Raw genomic sequence first — 17890 nt, forward strand, 5'->3', positions numbered from 1 at the left:
AACGGCAGCAGATCATTCTTTGTCAGGAGGAAATATGAACTTGAGTCAACAGCCCCTTGCTAATGAGCCTGAACGAGAATCAATGGAGTTTGATGTGTTAATCGTTGGCGGAGGGCCGTCTGGATTAGCTGCGGCCATTCATTTAAAACAACTGGCCGCACAACATCAACATTCTCTTTCAGTCTGTCTGATTGATAAAGGTGCCAGTATTGGCGCACATATTTTATCGGGTGCCGTTATCGATCCTATTGCTCTGAATGAACTATTACCCGACTGGCAGCAGACGCTGGCCGTTCCTCTAACGCCAGTGACGGAAGATCGTTTTCTCTTTTTAAACGACCGACGAGCAACCCGCATTCCGCAAAAACTATTGCCTGACTGCTTTACCAATCACGGCAATCTTATTGGCAGTTTAGGGCTGATTTGTGCTGGTTTGGCTGAACAGGCCGAACAGTTGGGAGTGGAGATTTACCCCGGTTTTACCGGCAGTGATGTTTTATATAATGATGAAGGGGCAGTGATTGGCGTAGTCACCGGTGATCAAGGGGTCGATAAATCCGGTCAGCCAACCGCCCAGTATCAGCCGGGAATCAATTTACTGGCTAAAACCACCTTGTTTGCTGAAGGGTGCCGTGGCCAATTAGGCAAAATGCTGATTGAGAAGTTTGCCTTAGATAGCCAAAGTGCCCCTCAGACCTATGGTCTGGGGCTAAAAGAAGTTTGGCAAATTCCCGCTGAACAACATCAGCCAGGATTAGTGATCCACTGTGCCGGCTGGCCTTTGGGCCATGATACCTACGGTGGCGGTTTCCTTTATCACTATGGCGATAATCTGGTTTCTGTTGGCTTAGTCGTCGGACTGAATTATGCCAATCCTTATCTGTCGCCGTTTGAAGAGTTTCAACGCTTGAAAACTCACCCAGCGATTAGCGCCTTTTTACAGAATGGACAAAGGTTGAGTTACGGTGCCAGAACAATGGTTGCCGGTGGACTCTCCTCATTGCCATTGCTGAGTTTTAAAGGCGGTGCTTTGTTAGGGGACAATGCCGGGTTTCTTAATGCGGCACGAATTAAAGGCAGCCATTGCGCTATAAAAAGTGGCATGTTAGCCGCGCAAGCGACCTTTCAGGCGTTATTGGAAGCTCATCAGCAAAACCAAGATTCAGTCGATGAAACGACGCTATCGACGCTTTACCAGCAGGGCTTTCAGGAAAGCTGGTTGTATAAAGAACTGTACCAAACGCGAAATTTCAAACCTTATATGAAAAAAGGGCTCTATTGGGGTTCTATGTTGTTTGGCACCGAACAATTGCTGTTTAAAGGCCGTGTTCCCTGGACGCTGAAACTGACTGAACGCGATCACCAAGCCTTACAGTTGGCGGTGAATGCTAAACGGATACATTATCCTAAACCCGATGGTGTGCTGACTTTTGATCGTTTGTCATCGGTCTTTTTGTCGAATACCCATCATCAGGAAGACCAGCCTTGTCACCTAAAGCTAACGGATAACAGAATTCCCATCGCCGTCAATTTAGCCGATTATGCCGCACCGGAAACCCGCTATTGTCCTGCGGGGGTATATGAGATTGTTGAAGATCAACAACAGCCCTATTTACAGATTAATGCGCAAAACTGCCTGCACTGTAAAGCCTGTGATATTAAAGATCCGACCCAGAATATTACCTGGGCCGCGCCACAGGGCGGGGAAGGGCCTATTTATCAGGGGATGTGAGTATTGTTGTACCCTTGTGTGTGGGTGGAGAACTGAGATTTTAGGTATAAAAAAGACGTCAATTGACGTCTTTTTTACATTCTATGGTACCGAGAACGGTTGGCCGATTTTCCTGCGGCAGGCATAGCCAAATAAACATGCGGCAGTATTCGGAATAGACATTAAAAAAACAATTCAGTATTTAAATGATGTTTAGTGTGCATTATTTTGAGGCGTGATAATTCATTTTTTAATATTTAACCTATCAACACGCCTTTGAATTTAAAAAATATCAGGAAATAAATATTATTTAATAATTAATATTTAATGGCGTTAACTAATAATGGAACTAACTAATTGGTGAATTGATGGTTATTAATGGTCCATCAGTAAATACATATATTTCTTTATTTTAGATCTTTAATTTTGATTTTTATCTTTTTGTCGATCGATTAATTTGATTTATTGCTGTTTTAAGATTAATGATTCTGTTATTTGTGTTATCTCGATCTATTATATTGGGTGTTTTGTTTTTGGTGATATTATATTCCGAATCCTCGTGAATGTGAGCCGCCTGTTTTATTAGGTGAATAGTACCGCGCTGAATCATTACTTATCTTGAAAATATTAATCCAACAGATTAGTTGGCTAACAAATATAAATAACCAATATGAAAAGGAATTAAATTGGCATGAATAAAATTTATCGTATTATTTGGAATAGCACGTTGGGAGCGTGGGTGGTGACCTCTGAATTAGGGCGCGGAAAAATAAAAAGTGCGACCTCGAAAACATTAACGGCATTAGCACTCACCACCCTGTTAGCTACATCGGCTACCGCCAGCCAGTGTAATTCCGCCTCATTGCTCTGTGATTTAGATTCAGCGTGGTCATTTGCTACCAATAATCGTGGCGCTGGTTCGGTGACGATTTCGGATGGTCAGACTTATCGCGTTAATGGGCCTAAGTCTTATCGTTCTGCGCCTGGGAGCTATATCACTTTTAGGACTGTCAACGAATTGATTAATGCAGGCTACATTAATGCTGCCTTGTTGCCTGACGATGACACCTATGTTGAACTGGGAGTAAAGAGCCAAAGCGTCACCGTGATTGACCCCATCACTAACGCCAGTAACGTGGTTTCCGTCTATAACTCCGGTAACCTTCAGGAGTTTGAGAGTGGTCATTCTATTGGTGGTTATGGCGTCGCTCGCACCGGGCCGTTAAGTATCTATTATCAGACCCGACTGGTGACTGTGAACTCTGGCACGGCGGATATTTATGCTGATGGGCTGACTATCAGTAGCGCCCATCGGGATAGTCAGTTGGTGTATGCAGACAGTACAGTGACTAATCAGGCGGCGACCGCCAATTGGCACTCAAAAAATACGATAAATTTACCTTCCGAGCCTGACTATGCCAGTGCGTCAACTCAAACCGCGACAGCGAAAAAAACCACTTATGCCGGTAGCTTTACTGCTTTTAACGGAGGGGCTACCACCGTTACGTCGTTAAGCGAACTACAGCGTTATAACCAATGGTTGATTGGTAAAATGCAGTCCGGTGAGTTGGCCCCGTCCCGCTATGATAGCGAGTTGGCGAAAGCTTATACCACCGCATCCAGCTACTACCAGATTAATCGAGTCCCCGTCGGGGTTGACCCTATTTTAACTCAGCCGGCCGGGGTGACCACGGTATTTATGGCTAATGGTGATAAGGCCACGGTACGTTTGGCGGCAACCGGGCGGATCAGCGGCGATATTCGTGGTGCGGGTTCTGAAAATGCGGGGGTCTTTCGACTCACCAACGGCGCGACGGGAATTAACGACGGTGAAATAGATACCTCTACATACACAGCAACGGTGCTTTCAGGTTCTCATTTTATTAATAATGGTTCGTTAACGACAGGTTTAGCTAACGGCGTACCAGGATATGGTGTACGAATATTAGGTCTGAATAGTGTCTTTACTAATAACGGAACATTAAATATACGACCTCAATTCTGGTCAAGTACTTCCTCTGGGAATAGTACAGCCTGGGGGGTAACAGTCATTCACTATGCCAGCGCTATTAATCATGGCACCATGAATATCGGGATAACTGAAGGTAATAAGGGGCGAGAGACCGTTGGCAGCGTGTATGGGGTAAGGATTGAGCCTAAGGGTAATTTTACCAACAGTGCCAGCGGTGTCATCAATATCGGTCGGGCGGTGGACGGCAGTGAGGTGTATGTCAAACCTGGATCTTCTGCCATTCGGATTAATACCGGTATCAGCGGCAAGGTGGAGAATCAGGGGCACATTGTCTTAGGCACCAAGGTTGAAGGCTCTGCGGGCATCCATGCCTTGGTAGCCGGTACGCATGACGTGACCAACAGTGGGACCATTACCCTGTTGAGCAACGGTGATAACGGCGCTTTTACCCCGCGAGAGAACATCGGTATCTATGCTCAGAATAATGCCCGGGGCATCAACAACACCGGCCTGATTGATATTCAGGGCATCAATGGCATTGGGATTAAAACCCTCTCTGGGGGGCAGGTATCGTCCAGCGGTCAGATTAACGTGACCGGCGGTGCCGACCCCTCAACCGGCTTGCGCAACTATGGCGTCTGGTCGCAGGGATTAAATTCCCTGATTGATATTTCCGGCAGCGTTAATCTCAAAGGGAATGGCGCCATTGGTGTGCATGCCAGAGATAAGGGCGCCATCAGTTTATCGGGTCAGGGTAAAGTCAACTTCTCTGACGGTGAGAATCAGATTGGTTTCTACATTTACGGTACCGGCTCGAAAATCAATAACACCAGTACCGGTACTCAGGACGTCACCACCAACAACTCCACCCTGATGCGCCTTGAGGGTGGTGCGGCCTTTACCGGTGCCTCGGGGGCCACCTCGACCATGTCAGCTTCTGGCGATAATGCCCAAGTTATTGTGGCGACCGGCAGCGGGACTACCGTCGATTCCGGGGGCATGACTGTCAAGGTTAACGGTAAAAATGCCACCGGATTTTTAATCGAAGGGGGGGCGACCGGCACTATCAGCAACACGGCCAACATTAACCTGTCCGGCGAAGGGGCGATAGCCGGTATTGCGGATGGACAAGGGTATGACCTGACCGGTGCCAAGAAGAGCATAACGGAGGCGGAGAAAAAGGCCACTTCGCTGACGGCTGGTGCCAATCTCCATTCTGCGTTAGACGGCGTTGTCGGCTACATTGCGCGTAATTTAGCCACCTTAACTAACTCGGGCAATATTACCTTTAGCGGCGACAACACCACGGGTATTCAGGTTGAAGAAGGGGCCGTGGGCGCCAATAGCGGGAATATCACGTTAGCGGGTCAAGGCGGGGTCGGTCTGAAGGCCTCGGCGCGTACTCTGGAGACCAAACTGAGTTCAACCGGTAACCTGACCTTAAACGGCAGTTGGGATGGAGTAAATGATGCTACTCGAACCACTGGCGTATTGGCCGATGGTCATCAGGTGTCTGTCACTATCGGTGATGGCATCAATACGGCGGCGATGAATCTAAAGGGAGCCGGTAGCGTAGGGGTTCAGGCGACCGGGGGCAGCACCGTGACGCTGGATGATAAGGTGGCGGTGAATTTTGACAGCAATAACACCGATCAGGTGGCTTTCTGGGTCGACGGCAGCGGCTCTCAAATTATCACTCAGGCTGGCGGCACGGAGACGCAGGTCAATGGCGATGGCGCGACCATGTTCTATGTGACGAACGGGGCGACCATGGATGGGGTGCTGAATCTAAACCTGTCGGGCAAAGCAGGCAGTCATAAAATCACTTCAGGTATTCGGGTTAAGGGCGCAGGGTCAGAGGCCAAACTGGCGTCGGGCAGTCAGTTGACTATCGGCACCAACGCCACCGGTGTGCTGGCTGAAAATGCCGGTAAAGCGGTCATTGCTGCCGGGGCGGCTTTTCATCTCAGCGGTGATCAGGCGATTGTGGGTAAAGCGACTGGCCAGGGTAGCCGGGTGGAAAATAACGCCACCGTGACGTCGGTGACGGACAGCCGCGGTTCAACTGCGTTCTTAGCGGAAAACGGCGGGGTAATAGACAATAACGGAAATATTAATTTATCCGTCGGCAGCGAGCATACGGCAATAGACTTAAATAACGGTCACGTGGTGAATCGCGGCAATATTCAGGCCAACGGGACGGCCATTCATATTCAAGGTCGTGACAGTACGATAGTCAATGCCGGCACCATTGAAGCGGTTGACGGTAAAGCAGCAATTCATATCGATGCGGGGGCGGGGTTGAACCTCAGTGCGGTTTCCGGCGGCACGGGCACCATTAAGGCTGACCGTACGGCAGACGGTATTTTGCTGAGCGAAGGCGCGTTAAGCCTGAACGTAGCCAATAGCCTGATTGATATGAGCGGGATTAACGCCAGCGGTATTGGTATTCATAACGTGGCGGGCATTCAGGGCATTACACTGGATAACACCCGGATTAAGTTGGGTGGAACCGGTATTGGTATCAAAACCGGCGCGTCGTTGGCGAAAACCAATTCAGGCGCGATTGATGTGACCGACGGCATCGGTATTCTGTATTTAAATGAAAACGGCAGCGCGGTGGCCTCGGATATCGACTTATCTGATTCGGCTAACTTAGTGATGAATGTCGCGGGCCAGGGCGTGGGGATGAAGGCGACGTTGGATGGTCAGCAACGTTCCGTGAACACGGCTATCGGCGTGAATGTGACCAGTGCGACTGGCGGTTCTGCGATAGACGTCAGCGGAGCGAAAAGCGTGGAGAACTCAGGGCAGTTAATCTCTGATTCCACGGTAGCCAACGGCAATGTCCTGAATGTGCATAATGCGGACACCATTAGCAATAGCGGCACCATTCTGGCTTCCTCGGCCGAGATGACCGCCATTGCCATGTCTCATAGCGGCAATAAAACCTTAACTAACACCGGCAAGATACGGGGTCTGTTGGATTTTGCCCTCGGTGATAACCAGATAAATCTGACCGGCGGTCAACTGACCGGCAATATCAAGGCGCACGGTGGGGCGAATACCCTGACGGCATCGGCGGGCACAGTACAGCACGGTGAGATTAGTCTGACCGGGGATAAGGCTCAGACGGTGACGGTGAAAGGGGCGTCCACGGTGGGCCACGTGACCTTAGGTGACGGCAATAATATGCTGACGGTTGACGACTCAACCACTGGTCATATCACCACCGGCGACGGTCACAGCGAGCTGACCTTCCGTGGTGAAGCGGTGGCAGGGAACATTGCGTTGGGTACCGGCAATAATCATCTCATACTGTCCGACAAGGCTCACATTGACAATATGACGGCGAGTGCGGGTGGTAATAATTTTGTGGTGATTAAAGACGTCGCCACGTTTGACAAACTGGATGCGGGGAAGGGGGGCGAGGATGACCAGCTGACTTTTGACGGTGCTAAGTATGCGCTGGACAATACCGCGGATATCCAACATTTTGACCAGCTGAACTTGATACGTGGTGCGAGATTTATTACAGGACACGCGATCCAGATGGGGGAGACCGCAACCAGCGTGGGGCATATTGCCATTGATGGCCGTTCGTCACTGGTCTTGACGCCGGCAGGTGCCTATACCCTGAATCATGCGCTGAGCGGCAGTGGTCTGGTGGAGGTGACCTCGGGGACGAGGTTTGATTTTGGCAACGATGTGGGCCATCAGTTCACCGGCCGCGTTCATATGAACAGTACGGACTTTGCGTTGTCCAGGTTGAACACCACCGCACTGACTCAGGCCATGCTGTCGGTGATGGACAAGAACACCACGATCGTGGGAACCGGCAATCAGGTGATTGGCGGCCTGTCCTTTAATGGCGGTACGGTTGATTTTGGCGTCAGTATTCCCAGCGATACGGTGTCGGCTAACCGTATTCAGGTCGAGACGTTAAATGCCCGCGGCAAGGGTAAGGTGCAGGTGAAGCACCCGCTTATCGACAATGGCATACCGCCAGTGGTACCGCCTGCCGAGGGGCAGACGCGGGGACTATTAGACCAGCAAACCGAGACTTTGGTGCAGTTAGTGACCGCAGCCAGCGTAGTGGGTGGGGCCGGCAATTTGGTGCTCATCGATGAAAATGGTGAGGTGATTAGTCATGCCACCGGCACCACGATATATCAGGACGGCATTCAGGCGGCGAAGGGGCATTACAACTACCGCTTAACCACCACGGATAATGAGGGGCAGGCCAATGGTCTGTACGTTGGTTACGGTCTGACCCAGTTGGATTTATTGAGTAGCGGTGCTGATAAACTGGTGATTAATACCGATCACAGTACCGAGAAACAGCTGTCCGCTAAAGTGACCGGTAGCGGCGACTTGGGTATTCAGGCCGGTAACGGCGCAGATGCGTTGACGTTGAGTAACTTAGACAATAGTTACACCGGTGTGACTGACCTGAAAAGCGGTACGGTCAAACTGGGGACGGATAACGGCTTCGGGGCGACCTCTAAACTGTCTTTAGCGAATACAACGACTGCGGATATCAACGGCAAGACGCAGACCATCGGGGCACTGGACGGGCAAGCGGGCTCAACCCTGAACCTGAACGGCGGTGATTTAACACTGACCGACGGCGGCATGGCGTCCGGTACCTTAACCGGCGAGGGTGACTTAACCGTATCCGGGGGGACGCTGACAGTCACGGTGGCCAACGCCAACCTGAGTGCGACTACCACGGTGAAGGCCGGAGCGCAGGCGCTACTCGATGATGTGCTGGCACTGGGTACTGGTCAGGTGCTGGCCGACGGAAAGGTCACGCTGAACGCGGTGAACGGCACCTTTGCCAATGAGCTTTCCGGTAGCGGACAACTGAACAGCCATAACGGCAGTGAAGTGACGCTGAGCGGGAATAACCGTGACTTTGCCGGTGTGATGGACATTGATGCCACCTCGACCTTAACCGTGAATGAGACTCAAAATCTGGGGGCGACCACGGAGGTGAAGAACGCCAATCAGGTTATCGTTAATAATAGTGCCGCCATGACACTGGCGGCTATCGTCAGTGGAACGGGGGAGCTGATTAAACAAAACAGTGGCACCTTAACGCTCAGTGGCAGCAATCGTTATACCGGCCAGACGGATATTCAGGGCGGGACAGTGGCGATATCGTCCGATGCCAATCTGGGTAGCACCGACAACCTGACCCGATTGAACGGCGGCGATTTACAGATCACCGCCGACTTAACCTCCACGCGTGATGTGACGCTGGTTCAAGATGGCCGCGTGATCGTGGACAGCGGCGTGACGGCGAGTATGGGCGGCTGGGATGACCAAAGTAGTGGTCTTTCTACCCTCAGCAAAGCCGGTGACGGCACCCTGATCTGGACCGGTGACAACAGCGCCAATACGGCCAACGTTAGCGTGACTGGTGGGACGTTACAGGTGGCGAGTATAGATAACCTGGCCAGCGCTAACGGTGAGGTGCATCTGGGGGCGAACGGGAGGCTGTCTATCCTGCAATCCGTGGATACGGCGGCGGATGTGGACTTCAGCCGTCAGCTGAGCGGTAGCGGTGAACTGTGGGTGAGTCTGGCTGACAAGGCGCAGGCATTGACCTTGAATGCCTCTTCTGCCGGTGGTGATTTTACCGGTCAACTGACTCTGGATAACGGGCACTTTACGCTGAATACCGAGGCGAGTCAGACTCTGGCGCAGTCCACCTTACAGCTGAACGGCGGGGCGGGTAAGCTGGGCAGTGCCCGACTGGTGGGTGAGCAAATCCTTGGCGGACTGACCATGAACGGCGGTCAGTTAGAAGTGGCGTTCAGCAGCCTGAATCACCGCCCGGAAGGGGTGCTGACGGTGAAGACACTGGATGTGACCGGCGGCGGTAACCTTGCCATCCTCACCCCCGCTAACTTACCGAACCCTATTCCGGTTACCGGGGATTCGTTGTTTGATCAGGATGATGAGGTGATTGATGTGGTGGTGAATGCCACTGACCGCGTTAACGGCGTTGGCACGCAGATTGAACTGACCGACATTAATGGGGCTCTGGTGGCGCCGGATACCACTATTGGTCTGGTGAATAATGGGACAACGGTTGGCAATGCCCACTATAACTACTTTGGCTCGGTGAAAGAGGACGGCCTGTATCTGGGCTACGGTTTAACACAGATAGACGCGTTTGCGGATCAGTCGGTGATATTGACCAATGCCTATGCGCTGGATAATAGCTTAGGGGCCAAGTTGACCGGCGATGGCGGCTTTACCATCAATGCCAACGGCACCGCCAGAATCGGTAATGCCAGCAGTGATTATACCGGGACGACTCATCTGAACAGCGGTAACGTTGAACTGATCACGAACAACGGTCTGGGTCAAACTCGTTTACTGAATATGCAAAGCGGAACTGGACTGGACTTGAATGGTAATCGCCAAACTCTGGGCTCACTGGCGGCGATGGTCGACAGTGTGATAAACCTGGACGGTGGTGAATTAACGATCACCGATGGCGGACAGAGTGACGGCACCTTCACCGGACAGGGAGACCTTATCCTGACGGGCAGTACCTTAAGCTTGAACCAGAACAGTAGCCAGTTTACCGGAATGACCACCATTGACAGTGGGGCGACGGCGCGATTGACTCAACCGCAGGGCTTAGGTCAGGGCACCATTCATCTTCAAGGCACGCTGAACTTAGATAGCGCTAAAGGTACGTTGTTGAATAGCCTGAACGGTGATGGTGAAACGTTACTCACTAATGCCGCAGATATGTATTTGGGTGGCAATAACACCAACTACAGCGGTACCTTTATGACCCAAGCTGGCACCACCTTAACCGCGACAGAGAAAAACCAGTTAGGCACCGCCACCATTCATAACAGCGGCACCTTTGCTATCGATACCGCTGGTTTGTGGACGCTGGACAGTACCGTGAACGGCAGCGGTACCGTGGTGAAAAAAGGCAGCGGTACGCTGCAACTGGAGGCGAATAACGTTACCGCCGGTTTGACCCGTATTGAGAACGGCCTGCTGTTAATTGGCGGTGAACAAAGCGCGGCCACAACTGCAAATCTAAACAGTCATGTCACGATTGAAAAAGAGGGTGCGTTGGGTGGCTACGGTAGCGTGACCGGGAATGTGACTAACCGCGGTAATCTGATTATGGGTCACGCCTTAACGGGCGGGGGGCATGGTGAGTTTACGATTAACGGTGACTATATCGGTACCGATAACAGCACAATTATCTTTAATACCACACTGGATGATGATGCATCCGCCACCGATATGTTGCGCATTACCGGCAACACGGCAGGAACGAGTCATATCATGGTGAGAAGTGCCCGCGGTGAAGGGGCTCAAACGTCCGATGGAATTAAGCTGATTGATGTCGCGGGGACTTCTAACGCGCAGTTTACCTTAAGTGGGCGTGCGGTGGCCGGAGCCTATGACTACTTCTTGTATCAGGGTGCGATTAGCACACCGGACGATGGAAACTGGTATCTGCGCTCATCATTAAGTTCGCTTAATCCAGACCCTTCTATCTATCGCCCGGAAGCCGGGGGTTATATGGCGAATATGGCCGCGGCGAGTCATCTGTTTAGCCTGCGGTTAGCGGATCGTGAAGGTCGGGCAGAAAACTCCAGCCTGTGGTTACGTCAGGTGGGTTCACGCAATAAACATCGCGACAGCACCGGCCAGTTACAGACTGCGACAAACAGCTATGTGGTGCAGGGCGGGGGTGAAGTGTGGAGTACGCAGTTTACTGACGCAGACCAATTCGGTTTAGGTGTGATGATGGCGTACGGTAAAGCGGACGGCAAGACGCACAGCAAGAAAACCGGTTACAAAGCTAACAGTACTCTTGACGGTTACAGCACCGGCCTCTACGGCACTTGGTATCAGGATGCGAAGACCCTGAACGGGGCTTATGTTGACAGTTGGCTGCAGTACAGCTGGTTGGATGCAGAAGTGAACGGTCAGAGTATGGCAAAAGAGTCCTACAAGATGGATGGCTTCAGTGCTTCGTTGGAAGCGGGTTATCGTTTATCGGTATATCAGGGTCTGAACAGCGAGGTGTTTATTACGCCACAAGGTCAGATTAGCTGGAACGGGATTAAAGCCGATGACCATATTGAAGCGGGCGGCACCAAAGTGGCGTCGTCGGGTCATGATAATGTGCAAACTCGCCTGGGCCTGAAAGTCTCCCGTGACGGTGTGAGTGACGGGGACAAAGGCACTGACAAACTGTTTACGGTCTATGCGGAAGCGAACTGGCTGCACAATAGCCAACAAGCAGGGGCGGTATTAGACGGTGTTGAAGTGAAACAGTCCGGCAGCCGCCATGTGGGTGAGTTGAAACTGGGTGCTGAAGGTCAAGTGAACCAGAATCTTAGCCTGTGGAGTAACGTCGCGCAGCAGTTGGGTGATAACGGTTATAGCGATACCTCCGTGACGCTGGGGGTAAAAGTTCATTTTTAATTAGGGTTATAATAAGAATAAGGGGTGTGGCCTGAATGGCTACGCCCCTTTTTTTTAGGTTTTAATGGGGTGGGGGAAGAGGGGGAAGATTAATGTGAGTGAGTTAAGGGGGATTAGGGGGATGGAATTGGGAGTTTAGACATAAAAAAGACGTTTAATGGTACTGAGGCCGGACTCGATATTGTTATTAATTCATTGATATTTATATTTATTAAATTTATAAAAATATTAAAGACCCCTTTTTTGACCCCTGTGAAGCTAATTGTATATGAGCATTAACATATTGAATTAAATATATTTTAATGAATTTACATCAAAACACAATTTAGCATACGAATGTATGTTTTTCGTGATTTTTAAAACTTATCCACCGAGTTTTTGCAACTTGCCGCTCTGAACTTTCCAAGCTGACTTTACTAAGTCGGTCTTAGGTTTAAATCGAGACATATGTCTAATCCCGACAACTGGTACATGTAAATCTCCAATTTTTGCGAGAAAGCTATAAGTTGTATAGTAAGGGGATGATTGCTCTTCATGAAAAGTGTCTTTTAGCCCAAAGGCATCAAGAAGTATTTTAGCGGCAGAAAGTGAGCTAAGGCCATTGCTGTAAGCAACTATGAGCTCTGGCTGGGATAGTGGAATTGTTACTTCAGAGAAAAATTTCATTGAGTTGTCAATGAGGCCCTTTAAGTCACCTAAAATTTTTCCTTCGGCAGCTCTTTTTATTTCATAAGCATTTTGGGAACAGAGTAACAGAGCATTTGTGTAGATAGTGCTTTCGACATCAAAGCCTAAACATTCTGTTAAGGATTTTAATCTATTAGCAAGAGTTTTAGGACCACAAGCACCATTTAACTCATTTTGAATATTTTATAATTGAGGTTCATGGCAGGAGTCTTGTATTGCCTTAGTATTTTTTGCTGGCGGGGGAACGAACGTATAATACATTAATTTTCATTTCTATAATTTATTTATTATAGGTGAATGCACCGTTAAGAGCCTTAAAATACAATACGTTGTTAGAGTCAGCCTTGTAAAGTTAATTCTATATAAGAACTATTTATAATATAGCCATTGGCTTAAATGCACACAATGTTTTAATGCTATTTATAAGTATAGCTAATATCGTTAATATGGTTTTTAGAAAACTATAGTTATTAAGATAATAATAAATGTATATGTTAATGATGTTTATATTAAAAATGATTTTATTATAATCTTAATCCATAATTTTTAGTAGCATATGGCGTTGATGGGAGGTATATCTTTAGCGTCAGTATCGTTAGGCTTATCCACAATTTTCTTGTTATACTACACCATAATTTTATATTTCATTTGATTTGGTAGGTATTTATAGTATGAAATACAATGTGTTAGATACTTTTGCAGGCGCTGGTGGTTTTAGCCTAGGATTTGAGCTGGCTGGAGCTCAAGTTATCGGTGCCATTGAAATAGATAGCTGGGCGTGTGATACATTTAGAGCTAACCATCCTAATAGTTTAGTTTTACAAAAAGATATAACTACTTTAGATGATGAATATATATTAAATTTATTTGGTGAAAGAAAACCTGATATTATATTGGGTGGACCGCCATGTCAGGGGTTTTCTATTTGTAATAAAAATAGTGGGGATCCTAAAGATCCACGCAATTCGCTTTTTGAGCAATTTATTCGGATAGGGAAAATATTTAAACCAAAAATAATGATAATGGAAAATGTGCCTAATTTAATAAAGGCTAAAACAAGTAATAATGAATTAGTTATTGATATTATTGAAGCTGAACTTAGAAGTTTGGGGTATTTTGTATATTCTAAAATACTAAATGCAACAGATTATGGAGTTCCTCAAATACGTAAAAGATTATTTGTTATAGCTTCTGACGTTGAGCTCGCAGAGCCATTTCCGAAAGCAACACATACTAATAATAATGAATGTTTATTATTAGATAGGTGCCCAACTTTATGGGATGCAATTTCTGACTTACCAGCTATAGAAGCAAGGGAAGGTTCTGAGGAGATGGAGTATTCAATTTCCCCTCAAAATGAATATCAAAAAATGCTTCGCAATGGTGCAAATAAAGTTTTTAATCATAAATCAATGATGCATTCGAAACGTCTTGTTGAGCGCTTTGCTTCAATGAAATGGGGAGACTCAACTTCTGATGTTCCTGATCATTTGAAACCATTGAAAAGAAATAGTAATGAAATCTCAGATAAAATTTACGATCAAAATAATCGTAGAATGCATCCAGATCTCCAGTGCCATACAATACCCGCTTCATTTTATGCCAATTTTGTACATCCCTATAAAAATAGAAATTTCACTGCGCGTGAGGGAGCAAGAATCCAATCTTTTCCTGACTCATATATTTTTAAGGGAAAACCTACAGTTGTAAGCCATAAATTATTACAAAGAGAAGGTCGTTTTGATGATAAGTATTTATGTCAATACAATCAGATTGGTAATGCTGTTCCTCCTCTAATGGCAAAGGCAGTTGCTGAAAATATATTCTTACAGATAAGGAAATAATATGTACGTTCACGGCGATAATTTATATCAAAAAGAAAACCATCCTTCAAAATATAATGATAGTACTTCTCGTGCTTATCTAAGTGAGATACGTGTAGCTTATGACAAATGGCGTAAAGATAATGAAGACCTTAAAGGCCCTTTACTTGATACAAATGTAGAAGATACATCTGCCATAATTGACAGTAGGGTCAAACTTCTTAATGAATATAAAGATTTTTTAGATCAACAACATTATGCTGAAAAGTTTGATTCTCGTTCTAATCTACATTCATCAGTGTTAGAAGAGTTTATGTATTATTTATTTAGAGATTTAGTTTTTGGCATATCTGAGAATGCGTTAATTGGTAAATCTCATTCTTTTAAAGATATTTTTTTTCGAGCCCCTTCTTTTAAAGATATGGTTGATACTCCCCATGTATTAGTTGAGAGAAAAGATCATGATTTTGCTATAGGTGCATCTGTATATACTACTATGTGCTGTAAAGGAAATAAGGTTTGTGAAACATTTGACTGGGACATACCTGCAATAGCCATCGAGTGTAAAACATATTTAGATAAAACGATGCTTCAAGATGTTTCGACAGCAGCAGAACAAATAAAATATAAAAATCCAAATGCAGTATATATTGTTGTTTCAGAATGGTTAAAGTTAACTGATGCTGTTAATTTAAAAAAATATAAAATTGATCAAATTTATATTTTAAGAAAGCAGAAAAATACAGATAGAGAATTCAGATATAGAGAGGATTATGTGAAAAATCCGATATATAGTGATGTAGTATTACATTGTTTTAATTATGTTAAAGAGTTTTTAACTGAAGACTGGGAAGGCGGAATTACTCATGGTCTTAATAATGGATTTCTAATTTAAGGTACTTAAATTAGTACGGTTATAATTAAAGGCACATATAAAGGCACATAAAAAATTTGTTGTATATGTGCCTTTTAAGTTTATTTATTTAATATCTCTATTTATTTTTTCTTTAATAAAATCAGCGACCTTGTCAATTTCAGGGAATAATTTTGCTTCTGTTATTGATAACTGTTCTAATTCTCTTAATATTTTTTCCTTTCCATTTATTTTAACTTTAATTGTAATTTTATTTCCTCTGTCTTTATAATAATATTCTTCAGGTATACTGGCTGGGTTCAATTTTGTTTCATTTATGCCGAACAAGAAAAATGCACCACTTTGCCTTATCAACCTATTATTATCCAATTTTGGTTTTACACAGATAACTGATTCCATATGAGATAAATTTATTTCTTTTTTAAAATATGGTTTCTCTTCATATATTTCATGCATCAATTTATTATAGGATTTATCATTCAATAATGCACTTTCGTCAATGGTGTTTTTGACTTTTTTTATAAGATTTTTAAGTGTGCTAATTTTTATGTCTGGAGGTCTTTTAGCTATATTTGCTATAACGGAAACTGTATCACTATTATAGAATTTTATTGACGAATTTGGAATCTGATATATTATTACTTCTCCTGTTTCACCGCCTTTCCCTTTATTTTCTCTACACGCCATATAAAGAGCAATTAATGGGTTTTCGGTTATATCGAGTAATCTTGTTGGTATATTATAGTGTTGCATCTTTACCAAATACTCAAAAGCAGAATTGCATTGATAAAAATCTGAAGGGCATGACATTATTATTTCTCTAAAAATATCATGTTCTTTTCCTATGTATGGGAATATATCTTTATTTATATGGTGAGCTCGATATATTGATGGGATTTCTAAGTAGTTATAACTTGAATGACCTCTAAAAAAAAGAGTATGGTCATCTTTTATTTTTAAGTTATCGAGTATCCTTAATGCCCCACTGAGAGAAGCAATATAATTACTTGAGCTGTGATTATTCATATGTTCCTAATTAATAAAGATACAATTGCTATAACATGCTATAGAACATTAAGATATACAAGGTTTTATACCATGGTTTTTGACACCATTCACATGACACCAATATTTTAGGGTTCAAAAACGAGGGTTTTAATGTTTTGAATCCAATGTTATTATGAACCCACGTTTTTTGACCTATAAAGGATTCATTATGAGAATTTTTGGATATGGTCGTGTCAGTACTTTAGAACAAGATGTAAAAAACCAAAGATTGGCCTTAGTTAATATGGGGCAGACAATTGAAGATAAGCGTTGGTTTGCTGAAACTGTCAGTGGTGGTACTCCTGCATTACAGCGTAAAGAATTTTCACGTCTAATTGAGCGTATGGAAGATGGTGACCGCTTAGTCGTTTTAAAGCTTGATAGATTAGGTCGAGATGTATTAGACGTTCTGAAGACGATACAGACGCTTTCTGATAAGGGTATTCAAGTTGTTTGTATGGATCTCGGTGGTGTAGACCTGACATCTTCAGCAGGTAAATTACAATTAACTGTATTGGCCGCTGTAGCTGAATTTGAGCGACAACGATTACGTGAGCGTACTATGGAAGGTTTAGTGAGAGCTGCCAGCGAAGGACGTAAAGGTGGTAGACCTATGGTTGCTGATAAGGCATCTATTCAAAAACTGAAAGATGAGGGATTAAGCCAGAGCAAAATTGCTGGTAAATTGTGCATATCTTTGAGTACAGTTAAGCGAAACTGGAATTAGTATCTGAGGGAATAATCGTGCTTAGTGATTTTAATTTTGTGAAGTTAGTCATTAAAGAGTTTTTAGAACAGAAGCATATCTTGCAAAGATTAGAATTTATTAAACGCGAAAGAATCAATGATTGGGAGAAGTGGTTGCAAATAGAGCTTTTTCATTTTATGAAAAATCATCACGAGATTGGCAAGGTTGAGAGAGAAAAATTATATAAATGTGATAGACGTAAAAATTACGTTAAAAAAAGTATGTATGTAGATCTAATTTTTAGAAAGAAGAGAGCAAGGTTAGATTCTTATATCCAAGTTGAACTTAAATGTGATGTCTCATTCTCTAAGTTATTCTATGGTATTGAGTCTGATATCAAAAAAGTAATGAGTATGCGTCTTTCTAATGATGATGGACGTTCATTCTGGTGTATCGGTTTTTATACTAAAGTCGCTGAAGAAGAGAACAATTTTATTGTAAATAAAATTTCTGATTATGGTTATAACTTTCATGGCTTCACAAAAAACAATGCTGTTGGGTATATCATTGTTTAAAAAGACAACAATTAGATGGTAAGGATAATGAT

At 45.2% G+C, this 17890-nt stretch carries 8 protein-coding genes; 6 read left to right on the forward strand and 2 right to left on the reverse strand.

Going from position 1 to position 17890, the window contains the following annotated elements; genetic code table 11:
* Positions 1-34: 34 nt before the first annotated feature.
* A complete protein-coding gene (locus tag EL341_RS03055; RefSeq protein WP_232036585.1) occupies positions 35-1732 on the forward strand; it encodes an electron transfer flavoprotein-ubiquinone oxidoreductase in 1698 nt (565 codons plus the stop codon).
* Between the two features lie 670 nt (positions 1733-2402).
* Complete coding sequence (locus EL341_RS17730) at positions 2403-12164, forward strand: autotransporter outer membrane beta-barrel domain-containing protein (protein WP_126466985.1); 9762 nt, start codon at positions 2403-2405, stop codon at positions 12162-12164.
* Positions 12165-12527: 363 nt separating this feature from the next.
* Here EL341_RS17730 and EL341_RS03065 read toward each other — a convergent pair whose 3' ends face one another.
* Positions 12528-12830, reverse strand: a complete 303-nt coding sequence (locus EL341_RS03065) for a hypothetical protein (protein WP_126466987.1) — start codon at positions 12828-12830, stop codon at positions 12528-12530.
* A 692-nt stretch (positions 12831-13522) separates the two neighbouring features.
* On the opposite strand from EL341_RS03065, the gene EL341_RS03070 reads away from it, so the two are divergent.
* Both EL341_RS03070 and EL341_RS03075 read left to right on the forward strand, forming a co-directional pair.
* Positions 13523-14695, forward strand: a complete 1173-nt coding sequence (locus tag EL341_RS03070; RefSeq protein WP_126466989.1) for a DNA cytosine methyltransferase — start codon at positions 13523-13525, stop codon at positions 14693-14695.
* A gap of 1 nt (position 14696) precedes the next feature.
* The gene (locus EL341_RS03075) at positions 14697-15569 is read left to right on the forward strand and encodes a Bpu10I family restriction endonuclease (protein WP_126466991.1); all 873 of its coding nucleotides are present in this window, start codon (positions 14697-14699) and stop codon (positions 15567-15569) included.
* An 84-nt stretch (positions 15570-15653) separates the two neighbouring features.
* Here EL341_RS03075 and EL341_RS03080 read toward each other — a convergent pair whose 3' ends face one another.
* On the reverse strand, positions 15654-16574 hold the full coding sequence (locus EL341_RS03080; protein WP_126466993.1) for an FRG domain-containing protein: 921 nt from the start codon (positions 16572-16574) through the stop codon (positions 15654-15656).
* Between the two features lie 190 nt (positions 16575-16764).
* On the opposite strand from EL341_RS03080, the gene EL341_RS03085 reads away from it, so the two are divergent.
* Together EL341_RS03085 and EL341_RS03090 are read left to right on the forward strand one after the other, a co-directional pair.
* On the forward strand, positions 16765-17322 hold the full coding sequence (locus EL341_RS03085) for a recombinase family protein (RefSeq protein WP_126466995.1): 558 nt from the start codon (positions 16765-16767) through the stop codon (positions 17320-17322).
* A gap of 17 nt (positions 17323-17339) precedes the next feature.
* On the forward strand, positions 17340-17858 hold the full coding sequence (locus EL341_RS03090) for a hypothetical protein (protein ID WP_126466997.1): 519 nt from the start codon (positions 17340-17342) through the stop codon (positions 17856-17858).
* Positions 17859-17890 lie beyond the last annotated feature (32 nt).

The sequence above is a fragment of the Pragia fontium genome, assembly GCF_900638655.1.
In the GTDB taxonomy this organism is placed as follows: Bacteria; Pseudomonadota; Gammaproteobacteria; order Enterobacterales; family Enterobacteriaceae; genus Pragia; species Pragia fontium.

Excerpts from the sequence above, each read along its gene's own strand:
- EL341_RS03055 (WP_232036585.1), top strand. The coding sequence starts at position 35 with ATGAACTTGAGTCAACAGCCCCTTGCTAATGAGCCTGAACGAGAATCA.
- EL341_RS17730 (WP_126466985.1), top strand. The coding sequence starts at position 2,403 with ATGAATAAAATTTATCGTATTATTTGGAATAGCACGTTGGGAGCGTGG.
- EL341_RS03065 (WP_126466987.1), bottom strand. The coding sequence starts at position 12,830 with ATGAAATTTTTCTCTGAAGTAACAATTCCACTATCCCAGCCAGAGCTC.
- EL341_RS03070 (WP_126466989.1), top strand. The coding sequence starts at position 13,523 with ATGAAATACAATGTGTTAGATACTTTTGCAGGCGCTGGTGGTTTTAGC.
- EL341_RS03075 (WP_126466991.1), top strand. The coding sequence starts at position 14,697 with ATGTACGTTCACGGCGATAATTTATATCAAAAAGAAAACCATCCTTCA.
- EL341_RS03080 (WP_126466993.1), bottom strand. The coding sequence starts at position 16,574 with ATGAATAATCACAGCTCAAGTAATTATATTGCTTCTCTCAGTGGGGCA.
- EL341_RS03085 (WP_126466995.1), top strand. The coding sequence starts at position 16,765 with ATGAGAATTTTTGGATATGGTCGTGTCAGTACTTTAGAACAAGATGTA.